The 21,295-nt window shown below is 68.0% G+C and carries 18 protein-coding genes and 1 pseudogene; 6 read left to right on the forward strand and 13 right to left on the reverse strand.

What is annotated here, in order from left to right:
• The 11 genes and pseudogenes from EHS43_RS05660 to EHS43_RS05710 form a co-directional block, all read right to left on the reverse strand.
• Positions 1-128: pseudogene (locus tag EHS43_RS05660) on the reverse strand (electron transfer flavoprotein subunit beta); the annotation flags it as partial.
• A gap of 42 nt (positions 129-170) precedes the next feature.
• Positions 171-2,000, reverse strand: a complete 1,830-nt coding sequence (locus EHS43_RS05665; RefSeq protein WP_125189423.1) for a putative nucleotidyltransferase substrate binding domain-containing protein — start codon at positions 1,998-2,000, stop codon at positions 171-173.
• Positions 2,001-2,026: 26 nt separating this feature from the next.
• On the reverse strand, positions 2,027-3,061 hold the full coding sequence (locus tag EHS43_RS05670) for a proline racemase family protein (protein ID WP_125189424.1): 1,035 nt from the start codon (positions 3,059-3,061) through the stop codon (positions 2,027-2,029).
• A 2-nt stretch (positions 3,062-3,063) separates the two neighbouring features.
• The gene (locus tag EHS43_RS05675) at positions 3,064-3,267 is read right to left on the reverse strand and encodes a hypothetical protein (RefSeq protein WP_125189425.1); all 204 of its coding nucleotides are present in this window, start codon (positions 3,265-3,267) and stop codon (positions 3,064-3,066) included.
• A 17-nt stretch (positions 3,268-3,284) separates the two neighbouring features.
• A complete protein-coding gene (locus EHS43_RS05680) occupies positions 3,285-3,779 on the reverse strand; it encodes a hypothetical protein (RefSeq protein WP_125189426.1) in 495 nt (164 codons plus the stop codon).
• A complete protein-coding gene (locus tag EHS43_RS05685) occupies positions 3,776-5,398 on the reverse strand; it encodes a GMC family oxidoreductase (protein ID WP_125189427.1) in 1,623 nt (540 codons plus the stop codon). The genes EHS43_RS05680 and EHS43_RS05685 overlap by 4 nt, the downstream gene beginning before the upstream one ends.
• 75 nt (positions 5,399-5,473) lie before the next feature.
• Positions 5,474-6,757: an FAD-dependent oxidoreductase gene (locus EHS43_RS05690; RefSeq protein ID WP_125189428.1), complete on the reverse strand. Its 1,284-nt coding sequence runs from the start codon at positions 6,755-6,757 to the stop codon at positions 5,474-5,476.
• The gene (locus EHS43_RS05695; protein WP_125189429.1) at positions 6,754-8,160 is read right to left on the reverse strand and encodes an NAD(P)/FAD-dependent oxidoreductase; all 1,407 of its coding nucleotides are present in this window, start codon (positions 8,158-8,160) and stop codon (positions 6,754-6,756) included. Before EHS43_RS05695 ends, EHS43_RS05690 begins: the two co-directional genes overlap by 4 nt.
• Complete coding sequence (locus EHS43_RS05700) at positions 8,157-9,605, reverse strand: FGGY family carbohydrate kinase (protein ID WP_125189430.1); 1,449 nt, start codon at positions 9,603-9,605, stop codon at positions 8,157-8,159. The genes EHS43_RS05695 and EHS43_RS05700 overlap by 4 nt, the downstream gene beginning before the upstream one ends.
• A gap of 38 nt (positions 9,606-9,643) precedes the next feature.
• Positions 9,644-10,405, reverse strand: coding sequence for an SDR family NAD(P)-dependent oxidoreductase (locus tag EHS43_RS05705; RefSeq protein ID WP_125189431.1), 762 nt, complete (start codon positions 10,403-10,405; stop codon positions 9,644-9,646).
• Between the two features lie 115 nt (positions 10,406-10,520).
• Positions 10,521-11,222, reverse strand: coding sequence for a GntR family transcriptional regulator (locus tag EHS43_RS05710; protein ID WP_260470398.1), 702 nt, complete (start codon positions 11,220-11,222; stop codon positions 10,521-10,523).
• A gap of 190 nt (positions 11,223-11,412) precedes the next feature.
• On the opposite strand from EHS43_RS05710, the gene EHS43_RS05715 reads away from it, so the two are divergent.
• The 6 genes from EHS43_RS05715 to EHS43_RS05740 all read left to right on the forward strand — a co-directional run bounded on the left by EHS43_RS05715 (position 11,413) and on the right by EHS43_RS05740 (position 19,864).
• Positions 11,413-12,297 carry a dihydrodipicolinate synthase family protein gene (locus tag EHS43_RS05715; RefSeq protein ID WP_185806122.1) on the forward strand — a complete coding sequence of 295 codons (885 nt, stop codon included), beginning with the start codon at positions 11,413-11,415 and terminating at the stop codon, positions 12,295-12,297.
• Between the two features lie 130 nt (positions 12,298-12,427).
• Entirely contained in the window at positions 12,428-13,975 is a 1,548-nt protein-coding gene (locus tag EHS43_RS05720) for an APC family permease (protein WP_125189432.1), read from the forward strand.
• Positions 13,976-14,015: 40 nt separating this feature from the next.
• Positions 14,016-15,458: an aldehyde dehydrogenase family protein gene (locus EHS43_RS05725; RefSeq protein ID WP_125189433.1), complete on the forward strand. Its 1,443-nt coding sequence runs from the start codon at positions 14,016-14,018 to the stop codon at positions 15,456-15,458.
• Between the two features lie 214 nt (positions 15,459-15,672).
• Positions 15,673-18,090, forward strand: coding sequence for a SpoIIE family protein phosphatase (locus tag EHS43_RS05730; protein ID WP_125189434.1), 2,418 nt, complete (start codon positions 15,673-15,675; stop codon positions 18,088-18,090).
• Between the two features lie 187 nt (positions 18,091-18,277).
• On the forward strand, positions 18,278-18,877 hold the full coding sequence (locus EHS43_RS05735) for a DUF1349 domain-containing protein (protein WP_125189435.1): 600 nt from the start codon (positions 18,278-18,280) through the stop codon (positions 18,875-18,877).
• 27 nt (positions 18,878-18,904) lie between these two features.
• Positions 18,905-19,864: a hypothetical protein gene (locus EHS43_RS05740; RefSeq protein WP_125189436.1), complete on the forward strand. Its 960-nt coding sequence runs from the start codon at positions 18,905-18,907 to the stop codon at positions 19,862-19,864.
• Here the strand turns inward: EHS43_RS05740 and EHS43_RS05745 are convergent.
• The gene (locus EHS43_RS05745; protein WP_185806123.1) at positions 19,859-20,530 is read right to left on the reverse strand and encodes an HAD family hydrolase; all 672 of its coding nucleotides are present in this window, start codon (positions 20,528-20,530) and stop codon (positions 19,859-19,861) included. The genes EHS43_RS05740 and EHS43_RS05745 overlap by 6 nt on opposite strands.
• Positions 20,531-20,568: 38 nt before the next feature.
• The gene (locus EHS43_RS05750; protein WP_221740720.1) at positions 20,569-21,216 is read right to left on the reverse strand and encodes a PolC-type DNA polymerase III; all 648 of its coding nucleotides are present in this window, start codon (positions 21,214-21,216) and stop codon (positions 20,569-20,571) included.
• Positions 21,217-21,295 lie beyond the last annotated feature (79 nt).

Consider the following 21,295-nt stretch of genomic DNA (forward strand, 5'->3'; position numbering starts at 1 on the left):
TCGACCGCGTACTCGTCCAGCTCGGAGAGCAGACCGTCCACGTCGTCCCGGTCGACGGTCAGGTCATCGGCGAAGTGCCGGTCGCCGGTGGCGTCGGGCACGTACTTCACAGTGACAACGATCCTCACTTGAAAACTTCCTCTGCTGTGCAGGATGGACAACGGGGCAGGTCACCTCAGGCGAGACTTCCACTCGGCCTCGACACGGTTCTGGACGGAGGCGATCACGCGGAAGGACTCGCGCAGGTGCCGACGGGTGAGCATGTCGAGTTCTTTAGGAGTCACCCACGTGGAGGCGGTGCCGCCCGTGCGGATGGCGGCGATTTCCTGCGCGATCGCCAGTTCGTAGATGTCCGTGAACGCGCCGATGAGGGTCTCGGCCTCCTCGTCGGTCAGCATGCCGCTCGCGGCACCCCGGCGCAGCCTGTCCGGTGTGGTGCCGTGCACTTCGCCGCTGGTCATGGCCAGCCAGCGGGCCAGTGAGACGACCGGGCGCAGGCCCCCGCGTTTCAGGTCGAGTCCGCCGCGGTGTTCCCCGGACGACTCGACGACGAAGTCGCGCACGAACCCGGTGGGGGGTTTGGTGGAGAGCGTGAAGTGCAGCAGGGCGCTGAGGAACTCGGTGCTGCGGGTCGTGCGACGGATCGTGTCCGTGACGGTACGGCCGAGCGTGATCGCGGTGATCGGCCTGCTGTCGGCGACCATCGAGGAGAGCAGGAGCGCCCCCTCCTGAGTGGGGTTCGTGATCCATCCTTGGGCGGCCCTGGTCCAGGAGGCCCGGGAGCGGCTGAACAAGGGGTTGTCCGCGTTGGCGCCGTCGGGGCATCGGCGAAGTCCGCACGTCTCCATCGCATCGAGGACCTTGGCCGCCTGGGCGCGGATATCGGCGGAGGAGGGCGGGTCTTCGGTGGACAGGAGGAGGGTGTCCCACATCAACCCGGTGTCCACGTCCGAGCCCGGCAGCGGTTCGTGACGTGCCGCGGAGCCCAGGACCAGCCATGACGTACCACCCGCGATTGGGAAGGCGTCGGTGGCGGTCAGGGCGAGCAGGCGGTGCAGGACGGCGTCGGTGACTGCTGCGAGGAGTGCACCGATGTGCGGAGCGGGGACGTGGTTGTCGTGCAGTTCGACCGCCGTTGCGGGGATGAGTGAACAGGCCTCGGCGAGTTCCGGGATAGTGGCAGCCGACTCGATGGCCGAGCGGATGACGAGCGGATCGCGGACCTCGACGGAGGCAAGATCAATAGCCCGGACGACGCCGACCGGACGTTCGCTGTCGTCGGCGACGACGAGGTGGTGGACGCCGGATTCCACCATCTGCACGAAGGCGGTCGCGAGCGGGGTGCGCGCGTCCACCGTGATGACCGGGCGGGTGGCCAGTTCACGGGCCGGTGCGTCGGTGCTGATGCGACCGGTGGCCACCTTCCGGCGGAAGTCCTGGTCGGTGATGATGCCCAGTCCCTCGTGCAGGCGTACCAGCGCGCAGGATTGGTCGGCGTCGCTGATCGCCAGGGCGACGTCCCGGATGGGGGTGCTGTGGCTGCACCAGACGACGGGTCGCATGTACTGGCTGACCGGGGCCTGGCTCTTGCCGAGCAGGCCGTCGCGGGTGAGCCGCTGACGGGAGATCATGGTTCCGAAGTGGGCGAAGTGCAGCCGCTCCGGATGGGAGACCAGCGTCCGGGGATCGGGGATGCGGTAGCAGAGGGCGTCCTCGGCGGCACGCACCGACAGTGCCGGGGACAGGCCTGTCAGTACGGAGATGTGGCCGAAGGTGTCGCCGGGGCCCAGTTGGTCGACTATCCGGCCTCGGTCGACGACTTCGACCGCGCCGCTGCGCACCACGTACAGGTGATCCAGCGCCGGGGCGCCTTCGGCCACGATCACCGTTCCCTCGGAGAAGTACTCGACCTGGATATGGCGGGCCAGCGCGGCCAGGTCCCCTGCGTCGAGGTCGTCGAACGGGGCCTGGGCTCCGAGGAAATCGGTGAATTCCTGCATGGGGTTCTCTCAGTCTCACGTCCGTGTCACAGGGCTTTCAGCCACGTGTCGGACAGGGTGTAGCCCTCCGGGAACGGGTCGCTCGGGTCGTAGCCGACCTGGCAGAGTTCGGTGATCCATGCCTGACCCGTCACGCTCGGAACGACTGCCGGGATGTCCCCGACCTGGGTGAGGTCGTCGATCGAGCTGGAGAATCGGGTGCCGATGACCGACTCGTGGATGAACGTCTCCCCGGGCTCGATCTGGCCGCGCCGGTGCATGACGGCCAGTCGCGCACTGGTTCCGGTACCGCACGGAGAACGGTCCAGTCGGCCCGGCGAGACCACAACGGCGTTGCGCGAGGTGAGGACGCCATCCTCGCGGCGCAGCGGGCCGGCGAACTCCGTCTGGGTGATGCCCGCGTACTCCGGGTTCTCCGGGTGGACGGCCGACAGCTGTTCGGCCGCCGCCTCCTTGATCTTCTGGCCCGTGACGCAGAGGTCGCGGCCCTCGTCCGGGGTGAGTCCGAACCCGAGTGCCGGTGCGTCGGCGAGGACGTAGGCCATGCCGCCCCAGGCCACGTCGACGGTCAGGGTGCCGAGGTCGGGCACCTCCACTTTGGCGTCGAGGTGGTAGACGAAGGCGGGCTGGTTGGTGAAGCGGACGCCGGTGACCTTGCCGTCCTTGCACTCGCAGCGCAGTCGGATGAGGCCGGCCGGGGATTCCAGGACGACGTCCGTATAGGGCTCGCTCATCGGGAGCATGCCGGTCTCCAGCAGCACGGTGGCCGTACAGATGGTGTTGCTGCCGGACATGGCCGGGTACTCGGTCGACTCGGCAATCACGTAACCGAGTTGAGCCTCGGGGTGGTTGGACGGGAGCACGATGTTCGCGCTGTGGACGACGCCGCCGCGCGGTTCGAAGAGCAGCAGTTTGCGGATGTCGTCGCGGTGCTCTTCGAGATAGCGCTTCTTGTCGAACATGGTCTCGCCCGGGACGTCACCGACGCCACCTGTGACGACCTTGCCGATCTCGCCGGCGGCGTGGCATTCGACCACGTTCAGGACCTTGCTCCAGCGCATGACTACTCCTCGCGCAGCTCAGTGGCCGCGTCGTGCTTCGGTGATGTGCGGGGGATCGATGAAGGGTGGGAGCCGGGCGCCACACCACCGTACGCGTGGCGCCCGACGGTCTTGGCGAACGCGTATTCCGTGGGAGCGAGGAGCCATTCGCCGGTGGCGTGCACCAGCTGCCTTTCGATGAGATCCATGATCTTCTCCCAGAGCATGCGACTCCTCGACCGGATCATTCTGGAGCCGGCGTGTAGATGAACCCGCGGTCCAGGACCGGGTCGAGGATGCCGTCCGAGATCTGGTCGGCCGCCTCCTCCAGACGCGGCACATCACGCTTCTGTCCCGGATAGCCGACGGCGGCTTTCACCTCGGGCACCAGCAGCCAGGCGCCGGCGACGACGGCCGACAGGACGACGAAGGACTCGCCCTCCTCGGAGTGCAGCCGGCGCAGCGCGGCGTCGAGGGCGACCTGGTCCAGGCCGTCCAGTTCGGCGAGCACTTCAGTGAGCAGACCGAAGGAGTCCGCGCGGGCGTCGACGGCCCGGTGCAGCCAGCTGTCGAAGTCCGGTGCCTGGGTGGCGGCGGGGTTCTTGTCGGTCGCCGGGATCAGTACGTCGGCCACGGCGCGCAGGGTGGCCAGCTCGGCGTCGGTCACCGGGCGCGGCGCCCGGAACTTCGGCGGGACGGACAGCCGCAGGGGCTGCTGGGACGGGGTCGTAGTGCTCACAGCGTCACCTTCTGCTCGGATGCGGTGTCGGCGATGTTCTCGGCGACACGCAGGGCCAGTGCCGAGATGGTGCAGGTCGGGTTCGCCGAACCGCTCGTGACGAAGATGCTGCCGTCCGCGAGGAAGAGGTTGGGCACGTCGTGGGCGCGGCCGTAGGAGTCGACGACGGACGTCGCCGGCTCGTTGCCCATGCGCGCGGTCCCCAGCAGATGGCCCGGCTGGTCGACCCAGAGTTCGACGGCGAACGTCCGCTTGGCGCCGGAGACCTCATGGATCTCCTGCATGCGGTCCACCGTGAACTTCAGGATCCTGCGGGTGTTCTCGCTGATCCTGTACTCGATCTTGGGGGCGGGCACACCGTGGCTGTCGGTCTGATCGGGAGAAAGGGTGACCCGGTTGGACTCCTCGGGCAGGTCCTCGGTGTTGGCGGCCCACAGGATGCCTCCGGCGTGGGAACGGGCGATGTCGTGGATCGCCGGGCCCCACAGATCGTCGTACGGCAGCGGGCGCTGCACCTCGATGGCGGAGAGGGGACCGGGGGTGGGGAGAGCGTGCATTTTGGCGCCGCGGACGAAGTCGTGCTTGGGATTGGTGTCGTAGAACTCCATGGAGTGGATGAGCTGCCCGGCGGGGCCGCGCCAGCTCTCCAGGTCCTCGTCGTAGAAGCCGGTGACGGTGCAGTTGGGGTGGAGCATCAGGTTCTTGCCGACGAGGCCGGAGGAGTTCGCCAGTCCGTCGGGATGCTGGGGCGAGGCCGACAGCAGCAGGAGGCGCGGGGTCCCGATGCCGTTGGCGCAGACCACCACGGAGTGAGCCAGTTGGCGGTGTTCCACGCCCTCGCGGTCGATCCACAGGGCGCCCTCGGCGCGTCCGTCCTTGCCGGTGAGGATCTGCCGTACGCGGGCGCCGGTGACGAGGGTCGCTCCGGAGCGCAGGGCGTGCGGCCAGAAGGCGATGTCGGCGGAGGCCTTCGAGCTCTCCGGACAGCCCCATTCACAGGTGCCCCAACGGGCGCACTGGGACAGCTCCTTGAACTTCTGCGTGGGGATCGCGTTGGTACCGGGCCACCAGTGCCAGCCGAGTGCGTTCATGCCGGCTGCGGCCCGCCTGCCCACCTTGCCCAGCGGGTGCGGGGGCAGGGGGTAGTCGAGCCCTTCCGGGTAGGCGGGATCGCCGCCGAGGCCGGAGACGCCGATGAAACGGTCCATCGCGTCGTAGTGCGGGGCGAGGTCCGCGTACGTGATCGGCCAGTCGTCGCCGACGCCGTCCAGGCTGCGCACCCGGAAGTCCGACGGCAGCAGCCGCGGCCACTCCGCGCCGTAGAAGAGGCTGGAGCCGCCGACCGCGTTGTACATGATCGGTGACATGTCCGCGTCGGTCAGGTCCAGCGGATAGTCGGCCGGAAGCTTGCGGACATTGGGCTCGTGGGCCCACTGCTTCTGGATCAGCAGTTCCCACTCAGGGTGGTTGGCCGGGTAGTCGGTCGGATTGACCCAATCGCCCTGCTCCAGGCAGACCACGCGGAAGCCGCGCGCGGCCAGCGTGTGGGAGATGACTCCGCCGGAGGGCCCGGAGCCGATGACGAGGACGTCGGCCACGTCGCTCGGTGCTGAAACCATGGAGGTCACTCCTCTTGTCGATTGTCGACTGTGGTCAATCATTGATGGCCTGGGGAAGGAAGTCAACGAGGACCGTCAGGCGGATTCCACCCGCACTCGGACCGGGCCGCCGTTGTCATCGACGCTGGTCAGCCAGTCGGCCTTGAGGTAGCGAGGTCGTCCAGGCAGAAGAGTCAGCGACGACTTGCGCCGGTGCAGGATGCGGCCGTCCTGGGTCACCGTGATCGCGGCGTTCGGGACGACCGCGGAGCTCCACAGGATGAAGCGTCCCCGCGGTGGCGCGGGGGAGGCCGCGGATACGAGGTTGGGCGCGACCCACAACAGAGGTTCGTCCACCCGGACCGGTACGAGATCCTTGCTCGAACCCGTGCCGGCGAGGTGACGCAGGACGCTCTGCGCGACGGCACGTCCGTCGAGGGCGGCGACGTCGGCCGTCTCGACGGCGTGCAGTACGTTGCCCGCGGCGAAGACCCCGGGGACCGGGGTGCTCAGATCGGTGTCGACCGCCGGCCCCAGAGTTCCGGGGTCGAGCGGTACGCCACCGTGGCGCGCGAGTTCGTGGTCGGGGATCCAGTCGCCGGTGAAGACGACCGTGTCGCACGCCAGAGTCGCCCGTCGGCCGTCGGCATGTCGTACGACGACACCTTCGACGCGGCGACGACCGAGGATCTCCTCGACGGTCGTCTCGGTCAACACCGGGGTGCGCCACAGCAGTTGCGCCCCGATCCGGAACGCCTGGTAGGTCTGCGCACGGTCATGGTGGGTGACCATGGCGCGCACCTTCACACCCGCGTGGGCCAGCGTCGTCAACGCCGAGTAGCTCACGTGCTCCGCGCCGATGATGACCGCCTCGCGGCCGACCGGCAGGTCGTGCGTGTACACCGTCTGCTGGAGTTGCCCGGTGGTGTAGATCCCGGCCGGGCGGCTGCCCGCAACCAGGCGGGCGGTGCGGGGCCGTTCGCGGGCGCCGGTCGCGAGGACGACCGCGCGGGCCGTCACCTTCCCCAGGCCCTCCCGGCTGGTGGTCTCCAGGGTCAGCTTGTCGGCCGTCCCCTCGTCCCAGCCGGTCACCGAGACACCGGTCCGTATCGTGGCTCCGGCTTCTTGTGCCGCTCGCAGACAGTGGCCTGCGTACGTCGGCCCGCTCATGACGCGATACAGGTCGCGCAGGCCGTAGCCGGTGTGATGGGAATGACGGGGGATGCCGCCGGCCTGTTGCTCGCGCTCCAGGACTTCCACCTGGCCGGCGCCTCTGCGGGCGAGTTCGGCCGCGGCGGCGAGGCCGGCGGGCCCGGCGCCGATCACGGCGACGTCCACGTGCCGTTCGATGCGCCCGTCGACACGGGTCTGCCCGGTCATCGGCCTTCTCCTGCCGTGGTCGACTCCGCCAGCAGATGGCGGACCTCGGCACCGCAGTAGAAGCCCTGGCAGCGGCCGAGCGTGGCGCGGGTGCGGCGGCGCAGGCCCTCCAGGGTGCGGGCGGGGAGGGGAGAGGCGAGAGCGTCGCGGATCTCGCCCCGCGAGACGCGCTCACAGTGGCAGACCATGGTTCCGTACTCCGGGTCTTCAGCGATGAGGTCGGGGCGCTGGTAGGGGCGGAGCGAGGCCTCGCCGATGGTGGGCATGTGAGGGATCCGGGCCGGCACCGGCTCGCCGAGCTCGAGTCCGGCCCCGCCGAGCAGGTCCCGTACGTGCTCACCGATGGCGAGGGCCGAGGTCAGGCCGGTGGAGCGGATGCCACCAACACAGACATAGCGCTGTTCGGTGTGCAGACGCAGCTGGTAGTCGCCGTGCTCGGTGGCGGCGCGCAGCCCGGCATAGATGGTGGTGACCTCTTCTTGCAGCAGCTCGGGCATCAGTCGGCGGCCCTTGACCAGCAGGGTCTCGATACCTGCCTCGGAGGAGCCGGTCTTCGTCTTGTCGTCGAGGTCCTCGGCCGTGGGGCCGAGCATGACGTTGCCGAAGACCGTGGGGGAGATTAGGACGCCCTTTCCACGTGAAGTGGGCACGGGCAGCAGGATGTGGTTGACCAGCTGCCGGGCGAACTTGTCGAAGACGATCAGCTCACCGCGGCGCGGAGTGACGGTGAAGTCGTCGTGGCCGAGCATGCGGTCGATCTCGTCGCTGCGCAGACCTGCCGCGTTGACGAGGTAGCGGGTGCGCAGTGCCCCGTTGTTCGTCTCCACCAGCGTGCTGCCGTCGGATTCCAGGCGTACGCCGCGCACCTCGGTGTCGAGGAGCAGGTCCACGCCGTAGTCCAGCGCCTCCACGGCGAAGGCGAAAGGAGTGGTCCAGGGACAGATGATGCCCTCGCCGGGGATCTCCAGGGCGCCCAGTGCTCCCGGGCCCAGATGGGGCTCGCGGCGGTAGAGCTCGTCCCGGTCGACGTGGCGGGTCTCGGTGTAGCCGTTCCTCGCGGCCTTCTGCGCCAGGTCGGGCAGGGCGTCCAGCTGGTCCTGGTCCCAGGCGACCAGCAGCGCGCCCAGGGGTTCCATGGGGATGCCCGCCTCCGCCGCGTAGTCGCGCAGAAGGTGGTATCCACTGGCGACCAGCTTCGATTCCAGGGTGCCGGGGGTGGCGTCGAAGCCGGTGTGCAGGATCGCCGTGTTCGCCTTGGAGGTGCCGTCGCCGATGTCGGAGGAGGCTTCGACCAGCCCCACCCGCAGCGGGTGACGGCCGAGCGTCCTTGCGATCGCGGCTCCGACGTCGCCGCCGCCCACGATGAGCACGTCGAACTCGGCGTGCTTGGTGTTCTTGTTCATGTCGTCTCCCGCGCGTGCGCGACGGATGCCTCGGTGGCGCGCCGGAACCGGTCCAGCTGCTCCTGCGCCGCCTCCGCGCCGATGCGCGGCTCGTAGATCTTGGCCGGCCCCCGTCGGGGGACCGCGGTTCCCGGCTCCTGCCGGGGATCGATGCCGTAGGCCGCCAGGGCCGCGACGCCCAGAGCGGTGGTGTCCGCGGCGGCGTCGACCTCGACCGGTACCTGGAGCAGGTCGGCCTGTGCCTGCATGAGGAGGGCGGACCGGGTCAGCCCGCCGTCGACACGCAGTGAGTTGATCCTCCGCCCGGTGTCTGCGCTTGCGCTTTCGACGAGAACGGCCACTTGCGCGGCAATCCCCTCGACGAGCGCCCGTACGACATGTGCTGCGGTCGTCTCGAGCGCCAGTCCCGTCAGGGAGCCGCGGGCCTGGGGCTGCCATTGCGGTGCCCCGAGGCCCGCGAGCGCGGGAAGGAAGACGACGCCGCCGCTGTCGGGGACGCTGCCGCCGAGGCGGTCCAGGTCGGCCGCGTTTTCGATCAGCCCGAGGTCGACCAGCCAGCGGACTGCCGATGCCGCGGTGTAGACCTGGCCGTCCAGGGAGTAGGTCGCGGTGCCGCCGAGCCGCCAGGCGACCGAGGCTGTCAGGCCAGCCGTGGAACGACTGCTGTCCGTGCCCTGGTTCAGTACGAGGAAGGCACCGGTGCCGTACGTGCACTTGGCCGTCGCGGCGGCCAGCAGGCCGTGGCCGAACAGCGCCGCCGGCTGGTCCACGATCGCCGCCGTAACCGGAACCAGATCACCGGTCAGGATCTCCGTCTCGCCGATGGCCCCGGCACAGTCGACGATTTCCGGGAGGGACTCGTTGTCCAGCCCGAAGACCGACAGTGCCGTGTCCGACCAGCTCGTGGAGTCCAGGTCCATCAGCTGGGTGCGGGACGCGGTGGCCGCGTCGGTCACGAAGCGGCCGGTGAGCTGGCGCAGGAGCCAGGCGTCGGAGGTTGTGACGACCCCCTCGCGTGTCCACTGCTCGCGCAGCCAGGTCATCTTGGGGCCCGCGAAGTACGGGTCCAGGGGGAGCCCGGTGAGTGCGGTCAGCTCCTGACTCCGGTCCGCCAGCCGATCGCACACGGTTGCGGCGCGGCGGTCCTGCCAGCCCAGTGCAGGGGTCAGCGGCTTGCCGGTCGTGCGGTCCCAGGCCAGGACCGTCTCGCCCTGGTTGGCGAGCCCTATGGCGCCGACGCTCTCTCCGCTGTCACGCACCGCCTCGCGGGCCGTGGAGACGACCGATTCCAGCAGCTCGCCGGGATCCTGCTCCACTGAGCCGCCGGAGCCGTACGCCGGACGGACCGTCGCCTCGGCACGGCCGATCACACCCCGCTCGGGGCACACGACGATCGCCTTCGTCCCCGAAGTTCCCTGGTCGATGGCGAGCACATTTTCTGTCATGGCCGTACCTCATTGCTCCGTCTCACGTCCGCGGTGCGCTACGCCTTGGAGAGCACGCCGCCATCGACGACGAACGCGGTTCCTGTGATCGCCTTCGAGTGGTCGGAGAGCAGAAACGCGACCGACTGGGCTATCTCCACCGGCTCGATGGCCCGGCCGATCGGCTGCCACTCCGGCAGCGCCGCGTCCAGCGCCTCGCGACCGCCGAGCCGGGTGTAGTGCGGGACGTTGAGCTTGGTGTCCACGAATCCGGGGCAGAGTGCGTTGGCCCGGATGCCCTGGCCGCCGTGGTCCAGTGCGATCGCCTTGGTCAGCATCAGGACCGCGCCCTTGCTGGCGGTGTAGAGCGCCAGTTCCTTCTCGGCGGCCAGCGAGTTGATCGAACCGATGTTCACGATCGAGCCGCCCCCGGCCGCGATCAGCGCCGGGATCGCGTACTTCGAGCCGAGGAAGACGCCCTTGACGTTCACGTCGAAGGTGCGGTCGTACTCCTCGACGGTGGCCGAGGCAGTGTCGTTGGGGAGCAGGACTCCGGCGTTGTTGACGATGCCGTCGAGCCGTCCGAAGCGCTGGGTTGCGAACTCCACAGCCGCCGCGACCTGCTGTTCGTTCGTGACGTCCACGATCCGGGGCTCCCACCGGTCGCTGTCGACGAGGTCTGCGAGGACCTTCAGGCCGGCCTCGCTGTGCGTCGTGGCAACCACCTTGGCTCCTTCGTCGTGCAGGTGCTCGGCGGTCGCCAGGCCGATGCCCGCCGATGCGCCCGTCACCAGTACGACCTTGTCCTGTAGTAGACCCATGGGATCACCTTCAACTCTCGTCTAGCTATCGACTGCCGATTGTCGACAGAAAACTTTCAAAGAGAAGGCCCCCTGTCAAGGGGGCCTCCGCGGTTGTTCGAAGACGGGGGTGGCGTTAAGCCTTCTTCCTCCTGTTGGAAGACGCCTTCGGGGCAGGCCGTGCGGCAGTTTCGTCGGATGCGGCGGGGAGTCCCGGGCGGATGTGTGTGGTCAGCTCCTCGCGGATCGAGTTCATGTCGCCCGAGCGAATGCAGTCCAGCAGCCGCTTGTGGTTGGCGGCCAGGTCGGACAGCTGGGCGAACGACTGGTGGTCCACAGCGAGGAAGAGTCGCAGCTGAGATTCCCAGCTCAGCCACATGTCGTAGAGCATCTGATGGTCTGCGGCGCGGTAGATCGCGCGGTGAACCGCCAGGTGGGCGTCAATGCAGCCGGCCATGTCCTCGGCTTCGGCCTTCTCGTTCAGGGTTTCCACGGCCTCTTCGAGCTCCTGGCTGCCCTCAGGGGTGAGGAGGGTGGGCAGGGCCCGCTCGATCGCGAACGGTTCCAGCACCGATCGCAGGCTCTCGATCTCGCCGATGACCTGTCCGCTGACCTCGGCCACGAAAGAGCCGCGGAAGGGGATCCGGGAGACCAGTCCTTCCTCGTCCAGGCGCTGAAGCCCCTCGCGCAGGGTCGTGCGGCTGACGCCCATCTCCTCGGCCAGATGGGTCTCGCGGAGCTGGCTTCCCGGGGGGAAGGTGCCGTCGAGGATGGCGTTGCGCAGCATGGTCACCACGCTCTCCGATCTGGTATTCGACTCGATCCGTGTGACGGCCACCGGAGATCCCTTCCCCTTCGTTCCTGGTCGATTGTCGACCGGTTGATGTCCCACAGGTTACCGCCTGGTCCGGCGACTGCGGCTTCTCGCAGGTGAACGAGGTATTGACAGCAACCTCCTCCGTGGACTCTTGTTAGTGGAGACGGTCGAGAGTAGATTGTCGACAGTTTCCACTTGAAAGGAAGATCTCATGACCGAGCTCGCTGGAGTGCTGTCCGCGGTGGCCACGCCGTTCCGGCCGGAGGACGCCGCCCTCAACGAAGGGGGCCTGCGTGACCTCGTCGAGCGGACCATCACTGGCGGTGTCCACGGCCTGGTCCCGTGCGGTTCGACGGGAGAGTTCCCCGCGCTGAGCGCGGACGAGCGCCGACGCGTCGTCGAAGTGGTGATCGACCAGGCAGCCGGACGCGTTCCGGTGGTCGCCCACACCGCCGCCATGACCACGAAGGAGGCCGTGGCGCTGTCCCAGCACGCGGAGACGGCCGGTGCGGCCGCTGTGATGGCTGTGGCTCCGTACTACGAGCCCCTCTCCGTCGAGGAGATCAAGAACTACTTCCTGACGATCGCGAGCGCGGTCTCCATCCCGGTCGTCATCTACAACCTGCCGGTGGCCACCGGGGTGAACCTGACCCCGGACCACGTGGTCGACCTGGCCCAGAAGGCCGGCAACATCACCCACGTCAAGGACACGACCGGCGACCTCAGCCAGGCCGCCCGCCTGATCCACGACCACGGCGACGACATCAAGACGCTCGTGGGCTGGGACACCCTGTTCTTCGCCTCGCTGCTCGAGGGCGCCGCCGGATCGATCGTCGGAGCGGCCAACTTCATCGCCCCTGAGCTGGTCGCCATCTACGAGGCGATCCGCTCCGGGCAGATCGCTTCCGCCAAGAAGGAATGGGACCGCATCTTCCCGATCATGCAGTTCCTCGTCAGTGGCGGATACGTCCCCGCGGTTCGCGCCGCACTCGACATCCTCGGCTTCTCGGCAGGCCCGGCGCGGGAGCCGATCGGCCCCCTGGAGAGCGACCGCTACGCCGAGCTGGAAGCCCTTCTGAAGACCAACAACGCCTGATGGCCGGGGCCGGAGCGTCCCTGCCTCCGGCCCTTCCGCAGTTGCACCCGTAACGCCCGCATTCCGAAAGCGCCGATACGTCCCTTTTTCGCTCGCACCTTTCTAAGGTCGAGAGCACAGTGAGGTCACCATGACAGACTGGCCCCGGGCGCAGGAGCCCGCTCCAAGAGCCGACGATGTCTACCAGTCCGACGCGCAGCTCGACGCGTCCGCCCTGGACGACACCGCCTATCTGGCCAAGCTCGGCTACAAGCAGGAGCTGAACCGAGCCATCGGGCTGTTCTCCAGTTTCGGTGTCCAGTTCAGTTCCATCGCCGTGGCCTCCGCCTGCTACACCACGCTGATCGTGGGACTGGGCTTCTTCGGCCCCGCATCGTTCTGGTCATGGGTGATCGGCGGCTTCTTCCAGGTGTTCATCGTGGGCCTGGCGGTCGGTGAACTCGTGTCGGCCTATCCACTCGCCGGCGGCGTCTACCAGATCAACACCCGCATCCTGTCCCAGAGCAAGAACCGCCTGATCCGCCACCCCTGGATCGGCTGGCAGTCCGGGTGGTGGATCGTCATCGCCCACACCGTTTCCGTCGCGGCTGTGGCGTGGAGCATGGTGCCCTTCGTCGCCAGCTGGTTCGGCGTCACGAACCTGGACAACACCGGAACGCTCTGGTGGGCTCTGGGCATCGTCGCCCTGGTCACCTGCATCAACGTCGCTGGTGTGCGGATCGCGGCACTGATGAACAACATCGGTGTCGTCGCCGAGCTCGTCGGAGGCTTCCTCATTGTCGGCGCACTGATCCTGGTGCACCACGACACCCAGCCCGTGTCCATCCTCACCGACACGGGTGGCACCGCCAGCGGCGGGGACTGGGTCAAGCCGCTGCTCTTCGCGTTCCTGCTGCCCGCGTACATCATCTCCAGCTTCGACTCCACGGGGAACGCGGCGGAGGAGACCCGCGACGCGGCCCGCAAGGCCCCGCTCGGTGCCTTCCTCGCCAACAGCGCCGCGTGGTTGTTCGGCATCCTGCTGATCGCCCTGCTCTACCTTGCCATCCCGGACGTCTCGGCCGTGATGAACAGCGACGTCCCGGTCAAGCTCATCCTGGACAGCGCGGTCGGCCAGCAGGTCACCGAGATCTTCCAGGCCATCGCGATCGTGGCCCTGGTCGCGACCTGCGTCATGCTGCAGCTCACCGGAGTGCGCGTGCTGTGGTCCCAGGCGCGCGACGGCCAGATTCCCGCGGCGAAGACGCTGCGCAAGGTCGCCGCCAACCGGATCCCGGTCAACGCCACGGTGGTCGTGTTCATCATGTCCGTCCTGTTCGCCGTGGCCGCATCGCGCTCCGCGACGGCTCTGGCGGTGCTGGCCGGACTGACTTCCCTGGCCTGGGCCCTGGCCTACGGAGTGGTGGTCGCCAGCGGCCTGTACGGAATCGTGGCCCGCAAGGTGCCCGCCCGCCCGTTCAATCTGGGCAGGTTCAGCCCGCTGGTCTTCGTCCTGGCCGTCGCCTGGTCCCTGCTCCTGGTCGTGGTTTTGATCTGGCAGAACCCCGGCCAGGTGGGCGGCGGAATGCTGGGAGCCATCGTGGTCGGCGCCGTGCTGTACGCCTTGATCCCCAAGCGCGGCCGCCATGCGGAGGGAGCCGCTCATGTCGCATCCGACGATGTGGAAGCCTCCGCCTGACTGTCTTCGGAGAAATGACAACCTCGAAGGAGATCCCTTCATGAGTACCTCGCCCGAGCGCACCCTGAACAACCTCATCGACGGGGTGAGCCGTCCGGGATCCTCCGGCGACGTCGTCGACGTGCTGGACCCCAGCACTGGTGCCCGTGTCGCCGGCTTCACCGCCTCCACCCCGGACGACGCCGACGCTGCGGTCCAGGCCGCGCGCTGCGCGGCGCCGGGCTGGGCGGCGACGACGCCCGGTGAGCGGTCCGCGGCACTGCACCGCCTCGGGGACCTGGTCTCCTCCCACCTGGAGGAGCTGGCGGATCTGGAAGTCGCCGACGCGGGTAAACCGTGGACCGCGGCCCACACCGGTGAACTGCCGGGCATCGTCGACGCCTTGCGACACTTCGCGGGCGCGGCACGAGCCACCACCGGGCAGCCGGCGGGGGAGTACGCCAAGGGCAACACCTCCTTCGTCCGCCGCGAGCCGGTCGGGGTCGTGGCGGCCATCACGCCGTGGAACTTCCCGCTGTGGCAGGCCGTCTGGAAGATCGTGCCGGCGCTCGCCGCCGGGAACACGGTCGTGGTCAAGCCCGCCGAGAACACCCCCCTGTCCACGGCCCGCTTCGTCGAGCTGGCCAACGAGATCCTGCCGCCCGGTGTGCTCAACCTCGTCCTCGGCATCGGCTCCGTCGTCGGAGAAGCACTGGTCACCCATCCCCTGGTGGACATGGTCTCCTTCACGGGCTCGACCCGGGCGGGTCGCCGCATCGGACAGGTGGCCGCAGACGCACCCAAGCGCGCCATCCTCGAACTCGGCGGCAACGCCCCGGTCGTCATCTTCGACGACATCGACCTCGACAAGGCCGTACCGATCCTGACCAACGGGGCGCTCTACAACGCCGGTCAGGAGTGCATGTCCGCCACTCGGCTGTTGGTGCAGGAATCTGCACACGACCGCGTCGTCGAAGCGCTCAAGGCGAGCCTCGGCCAGGCCGTCATCGGTGACACCACGGACAAGAACACCGTCCTCGGCCCGCTCATCTCGGAGCGGCAGCGGGACAGCGTTCACCGTCTCGTCGAGAGCCGCCCCGCCCACTCGACCCTGGAGCTGGGCGGACAGGCCGTGGACCGGCCGGGCTTCTACTACGAGCCCACCATCGTGACCGGCCTCCGCCAGGACGACGACCTCGTCCAGGAGGAGATCTTCGGTCCCGTCGTCACCGTCCAGACCTTCACCGACGAGGCCGACGCCATCGCCAAGTCGAACGACGTCCCGTACGGCCTCGCCGCCTCGGTGTGGACCCGCGACGTGGGCCGGGCCCTGCGCGTGGCGAACGCCTTCGGCTTCGGCAACGTGTGGATCAACAATCACATGGTCGTCGGCCCGGAGCTGCCGATCGGCGGCTTCGGAGCATCCGGGCACGGCAAGGAAGGGGGCATGGCCGGGATCGAGGAGTTCACGAGGGTCAAGCAGGTCGTGGTGAGCCTGGACTGACCCTCGGCCCCTCCCCGCCGAGCACGTCCACGGCTCCTTCCCAGTACGCGACTGCCTGTCGCCGGCAGCTCACCGTTTCTCGGACGGCGAGCTGCCGGCACTGGTTTCCGTGCCTGCCCGTACGCCGCCTACGGAGGACCGGGCACCATGACCTGCTGACGGTGGCGCCCGACACGGGTTGAATGTCCCTGGTCTCAGGACCACCCTTGATGGCATGAATGCGCACGGCACGTCCTCGCAGCGGGAGCGCGGCGAGCGGTCCGGAGTCGGGAGTTCACTGCTCGTAGTGACCGATGCGCACGCCCGGGTGGTCGTGTGGACGGCCGCCGCAACCCATCTCCTGGGCCACAGCGCTGCCGATGCCGCCGGTCAGACGCTGCCCGACCTGCTGGACATCGCACCAGGCCGGCTGTCGGCCTCCGCCCCATGGCAGGGTCGGCTCACCGCTCGGCATCAGAACGGTCGTCGACTCGAGCTGCAGCTCTCGGCCTACCCGCTGGCGGCCGACGGCGAACCGTTGTGGCTCCTTGTCTCACAAGACCATCCGGCGGTCAGCGCCGACCCCCAGAAAACCGCGTTGTCCGACTGGGTGCTGACTGGGTCGCCCATAGCCGTATCCGTCTACGACACCGACATGCGGTGCACAAGGCAGAACGCGGCGATGAGGCGCCTGTGCGGCGTCCCGGACGAGGACAGGCTCGGGCGGAGTCTGTCCGCCGCGCTCAGGGGACCGGACACGGCGCAATGGGAATCCCGTATGCGTCAGGTACTGGAAACCGGCACCTCGGAAGAAGGACTCGTACGGGGCCGTACCGCGGTGGACCTTGACCATGATCACGTGTTCAGTGTCACCGCCTCCCCCCTGTGTGACCCGGACGGGCGGATTGTGGGGCTGTGCGCCACAGCGCTCGATGTCAGCGAAGAACATCGAAACCGGCAACGGCTGCAGCTGTTGAATGAGGCGAGCACACGCATCGGCAGCACTCTGGACGTCACCCGCACCGCACGGGAACTCACCGAGGTGGTGGTCCCCGGGTTCGGCGACTTCGCCGGTGTCGACCTGCTTGAGGCTCTGCTGAGCGGGGACGAACCGGCCCACGGCCCGATCACGACGTTCACGGTGCTGCGCAGGGTCGCTCATACCTCCGTGCGTGCCGGGACCCCGGAGGCCGCGGTAGGCATGGGTGGCGTCGACCGCTACACGGCCAACTCACCCCAGGCCCGCTGTCTGGCCACCGGCAAGTCGGAGCTGCATCGCGTGGCGGACCCACCCATCAGGAAGTGGATGGAAGAGGACGAGGTGCGGGGCGCTCTCCTCGAGGAGTACGGATTCCACTCGTGGATGATCGTGCCGGTCATAGCGCGGGGGACGGCGCTGGGAGTCGTGATCTTCGTCCGGGGCGAGCGGCCCGAACCCTTCGAACACGAGGACCTGGTTCTTGCCGAAGAACTGGTCGCCAGAGCCGCCGTCTGCCTGGACAACGCCCGCCGCTTCACACGGGAGAGGACAACCGCACTCGCGTTGCAGCACAGCCTCCTGCCCAGACATCTACCGCACCACTCTGCCGTCGACACGGCCTTTCGATACCTGCCGGCGGCACCGCAGTCGGGCGTTGGCGGCGACTGGTTCGATGTGATCCCGTTGTCGGGTGCGCGGGTGGCCCTTGTGGTCGGCGACGTTGTGGGTCACGGGATCCACGCATCCGCGACCATGGGTCGACTGCGTACAGCCGTACGAACCCTTGCCGATGTCGATCTGTCTCCCGACGAACTCCTGACCCAACTGGACGACCTTGTCATCCGATTGTCAGCGGACTCGGAGATGGACACCGGCACCATATTGAGCAGTGACGTGGGTGCCACTTGTCTGTATGCGGTCTACGACCCGGCGACGGGGCACTGTTGCGTCGCCAGCGCCGGCCATCCCGCGCCCGCCCTCGTCAACCCTGACGGTGGTGTCGCGTTCGTGAGCCTTCATCCGGGGCCCCCTCTGGGCGTGGGCGGACTCCCCTTCGAAGCGGCAGATGTGGTGCTGCCCGAGGGCAGCCTCCTTGCCTTGTACACCGATGGGTTGGTCGAGTCGCGTCAACGGGCCATGGATGCTGGGCTGGGTGAGCTGTGCCAACTCCTGGCAGGAGCCGCGGCATCACCGCTGGACGCCCTGTGCGAGCAGGTCGTCGCAACCCTGCTGTCGGGCCGCCCCGCGGACGATGCCGCCCTGCTGCTGGCCAGGGTGCGCCGCCTCGACAGTCAGAAGATCGCTACCTGGGACGTGCCGCGCGATCCTGAGGCAGTGGCCCGGATCCGTGCCGAGGTCGTCCGTCGGCTGTCGATCTGGGGCATCGAGGAGGTCGCCTTCATCACCGAGCTGGTTGTGAGTGAGCTGGTCACCAATGCCATCCGATACGGGGCAGCCCCGATCCAACTGCGCCTCGTGCTCGACCGCATGCTGATATGCGAAGTGGCCGACGCCAACAACGCCGCACCGCACCTGCGCAGAGCCCGCGTCTTCGACGAGGGCGGGCGGGGCCTGCTCCTCGTCGCGCAGTTGACCCAGCGCTGGGGCACTCGGCAAACCCTGAAGGGCAAGGTCATCTGGTGCGAGCAGGCACTCCCCGAGGCCGCTTCCTGAGGACTTGGTGGAGCCGTCGGCGGCGACAGGGAAGGTGTTTCCAGAGAAGTGGCGCAACACCCTTGCGCCTGCCACCGTCAGATGCAAGATTGTCGACAGTATAACAATCGTCTGTCGATAGTGATCAAAGTTGGCAGTCCAACAGTAGCCGGAGCGCGGGCTCGGCGTCGTACGGAAGGCAGAAGGCGTGAGCGAGCGGCGTGCGATTGACTGGTCCCTCGCGTCCTGGCTCAATCCGCCACCGCAGGCGAAGCGCCGTGACCACAGCTTGTGGGTGACAACCGGAGAACGCACTGACTTCTGGCGTACGACCAGCTACGGGTTTGTGCATGACGACGGCCACGCGCTGATGACCGCGTTGCCGGACGGCACTGCCGCCGAGGTCGCCTTTCTCCCGGACCACTTCGATGCGCTGTACGACCAAGCGGGAGTGATGGTCCGGGTCGGCGAAGGGACGTGGATCAAGACCGGCATCGAGATGACGGACGGTGTGCCGCATCTGGGCGCGGTGGTCACCCGGGTGGTGTCGGACTGGTCCATGGCCCCGGTGCCGCTGTGGGAACGTCGGCTGATCACGGTCCGGGCCAGTCGCTCCGGTGATGCAGTCACGATCCGCGCTCGATGTGAGGGAGAGCCCTGGCGGATGGTCCGGCTGGGTCCGCTCGAGCGGAACGCCCACGCGCTGGCAGGCCCGTTCTGCTGTTCACCTCAACGTGCCGGGCTTCAGCTGTACTTCACCGAACTCGCCATCGGCCCGGCCGATACCTCACTGCATACCAGCCCCTGACACTCGGTCTAGGAAATGAGCGGCCGCATGGCCCTGTTCAACGCACGAAGAGGCGGCCGTGCCCGCCTCGCCCCTGAACTCGACGACAAGGAACTCGGACAGGTTCTGAAGTCGCTCCTGCAGCAGGGCACTCCACTGGCGGGTGACATTCGGGTCTGGCAGATATCCAATCTCGTACAGGAAACGGGCAAGGACTGGGACCGGCGGACCCATCGGTTCTTGGTTCTTGCGCGATGCGCCGCCGAGACAAGCCTCGCCGCGCTGTGGCTCGCCCACGAGCCGAAGAATGCGGATGCCGTGCTTTTCAGAGCCTGGGTGCAGTTGGTTCGTGCCAATCGCACGGGTGTCATGCCGGAAGTCGCCGAAGTGGTGAACGACTGTTATCGGGTGGCCGAGTCGAGACCTGAGGATCCCGGACCGTGGGTGGTCTTGTTGGGGGTGATGCGAGCAACGCGTCAGCCGCAGCGGGACGTCTTCAGGGTGTGGCGCGAGGTGAAGGCCCGAGACCCCTGGCACCGGGAAGCGTTCCTGCAGATGCTGCGGTATCTCTCACCCGACGAATGCGGTTCGCATCTGCAGGTCATGGAGTTCCTCGACGCGGCGCAGGCCCGCATGCCCGCGAACGCCCCAGCCGCGGGGCTGGAGTTGACCGCGAAGGTGCATCAGTACCACAAGGTTCTGGCACTTGGCGGGCTGCACGAGCTCACGGCGGGCTCGAACTGGGCCCAGCCTCCCGTTGCTGCGTGCCTGGAACGAGCGCGCACCCTCTGGGTCAGACCCGGCTTCCTCCAGCACGCTGCCGCTGTCGCCGATCTGAACCTGCTCGCGTACTCCCTGGTGGCGGCCAACCGTACCTCCGAAGCAGCCGACGCCTTCCGATCCGTGGCCGGACTCGTGACGCATTGGCCGTGGTACCACCGAGGCGACGCACTCGAAGAGTTCACGCGCTGGAGGACGCGGGCGCTGCAGGCCGCCTCCGGCTCATGAAGGAGACGGAGCCGCCGGGGTCAACCACAGGAGCAAGTCCGCCAGCTGGGAAAAACGTGTAAGAGTCTTCCAAGGCTCATACAGGGCAAGAGCCTCCGCGCGCCCCGTGCCCCACAGGCAAGCGATCGTCTTCGTCCCGGCGGCCCGCCCGGCATGCATGTCCGCTGCGGAATCGCCCACCAACACCGTTCGCTCGGGACGTGCTTCCAGTTCCTTCAGCAACCACCAGACCCCTTCCGGCGAGGGTTTGGCAGCCGGTGCGTCGTCAGGAGTGACCAGTGCCTCCACCAGGTGGCTGACACCGAGAAACTCCATCGTCGGTTCGATACGGTCACGGTCCTTGCCCGTGATCACGCCGACGCGTACGCCGCGATTCCGCAGCTCGGTCAGCAACTCCAGCGCACCGCTGAAGAGGCGGGTCTGGTCGACCAGGGCACGAGCCGTCCGGCTGTACGGCTCCAGCGCCTCCGGTGGCAGACCCATGTGGGCAAGGATCTCCGCCGCCGGCTGCCCGGCCATGGCCAGGAACTGGTCGACAGGCGGCTCACCGACCGCGCCGACGTGCGACCAGGCTGCCTTGAGGGCTGCCACGGTGATGTGCTCCGAATCCGCCAGGGTGCCGTCCCAGTCGAAGAGCACCGCGTCGATGGATGGGTTGACGCTCACTCGTCCGTAGCCCTTTCGTTTGTCCTGCATCCGACAGTTCAGTAGGCGTGGGCGATCGACAGCGCGCACAGGTCGCCCACCGTGAGTGTGGACGGGCGGTGAGTGCGCTCCATCTTTGCCGCCAAGGCCAGGAAGACCGCCGCCGTGGTCAGGGCGTCTCCGAGAGCGTGGTGGGGGCTGTAGACGGGAAGTCCCAGGCGACGAGCCAGCAGCTCCAGCGACGGCTCGTGCCCCGGAGGGCATTCGGGGGTAAGGCCACAGGCTCGGGCGAGCGCAGCGGTGTCGATGACCGTGCGGACACCCGGCCATCCCGTCGGGCGCGGCATCCGGCCCAGGAAGGCCCGTTCGATCCATGCGGCGTGGGCCACGACCACACGGCCGGTGAGACGCGGTACGAGCGCCTCACCGACGGCACCGGCCTCGGGCGCATCGGCGAGATCCCCCGGCCGCAGTCCGTGGATCTTGATGGAGGCAACCGAAACCGGACATCGAGGGCGTACGAGGGTGTAGAAGCTGTCCCCGAAGTCGATGCGGCCCTCGCGTATGGGCACAGCTCCCAGAGAAATGATCTCGTCGCGCCGGAGATCCAGGCCGGTCGTTTCAAGATCGATCACGCAGTACTCGGCGGTGCGCCACTCCCGCTCCAGAAGTGAGTTCGTCAGGCGCCCCTTGAACGGGAATCTCACGGTGACCTGACCCTTCCGTGTCGGCGGCCGTCCACCGGCAGAACGCATAACCTTTGTACATGGTCGATGCTCGATTGTC

This window comes from Streptomyces sp. RP5T (assembly GCF_003933965.1).
Classification (GTDB): domain Bacteria; phylum Actinomycetota; class Actinomycetes; order Streptomycetales; family Streptomycetaceae; genus Streptomyces.

Coding starts and splice junctions, on each gene's coding strand:
- EHS43_RS05665 (WP_125189423.1), bottom strand. CDS start 2,000: ATGCAGGAATTCACCGATTTCCTCGGAGCCCAGGCCCCGTTCGACGAC.
- EHS43_RS05690 (WP_125189428.1), bottom strand. CDS start 6,757: ATGACCGGGCAGACCCGTGTCGACGGGCGCATCGAACGGCACGTGGAC.
- EHS43_RS05715 (WP_185806122.1), top strand. CDS start 11,413: ATGACCGAGCTCGCTGGAGTGCTGTCCGCGGTGGCCACGCCGTTCCGG.
- EHS43_RS05720 (WP_125189432.1), top strand. CDS start 12,428: ATGACAGACTGGCCCCGGGCGCAGGAGCCCGCTCCAAGAGCCGACGAT.
- EHS43_RS05740 (WP_125189436.1), top strand. CDS start 18,905: ATGGCCCTGTTCAACGCACGAAGAGGCGGCCGTGCCCGCCTCGCCCCT.
- EHS43_RS05670 (WP_125189424.1), bottom strand. CDS start 3,061: ATGCGCTGGAGCAAGGTCCTGAACGTGGTCGAATGCCACGCCGCCGGC.
- EHS43_RS05700 (WP_125189430.1), bottom strand. CDS start 9,605: ATGACAGAAAATGTGCTCGCCATCGACCAGGGAACTTCGGGGACGAAG.
- EHS43_RS05730 (WP_125189434.1), top strand. CDS start 15,673: ATGAATGCGCACGGCACGTCCTCGCAGCGGGAGCGCGGCGAGCGGTCC.
- EHS43_RS05705 (WP_125189431.1), bottom strand. CDS start 10,405: ATGGGTCTACTACAGGACAAGGTCGTACTGGTGACGGGCGCATCGGCG.
- EHS43_RS05685 (WP_125189427.1), bottom strand. CDS start 5,398: ATGGTTTCAGCACCGAGCGACGTGGCCGACGTCCTCGTCATCGGCTCC.
- EHS43_RS05695 (WP_125189429.1), bottom strand. CDS start 8,160: ATGAACAAGAACACCAAGCACGCCGAGTTCGACGTGCTCATCGTGGGC.
- EHS43_RS05675 (WP_125189425.1), bottom strand. CDS start 3,267: ATGCTCTGGGAGAAGATCATGGATCTCATCGAAAGGCAGCTGGTGCAC.
- EHS43_RS05725 (WP_125189433.1), top strand. CDS start 14,016: ATGAGTACCTCGCCCGAGCGCACCCTGAACAACCTCATCGACGGGGTG.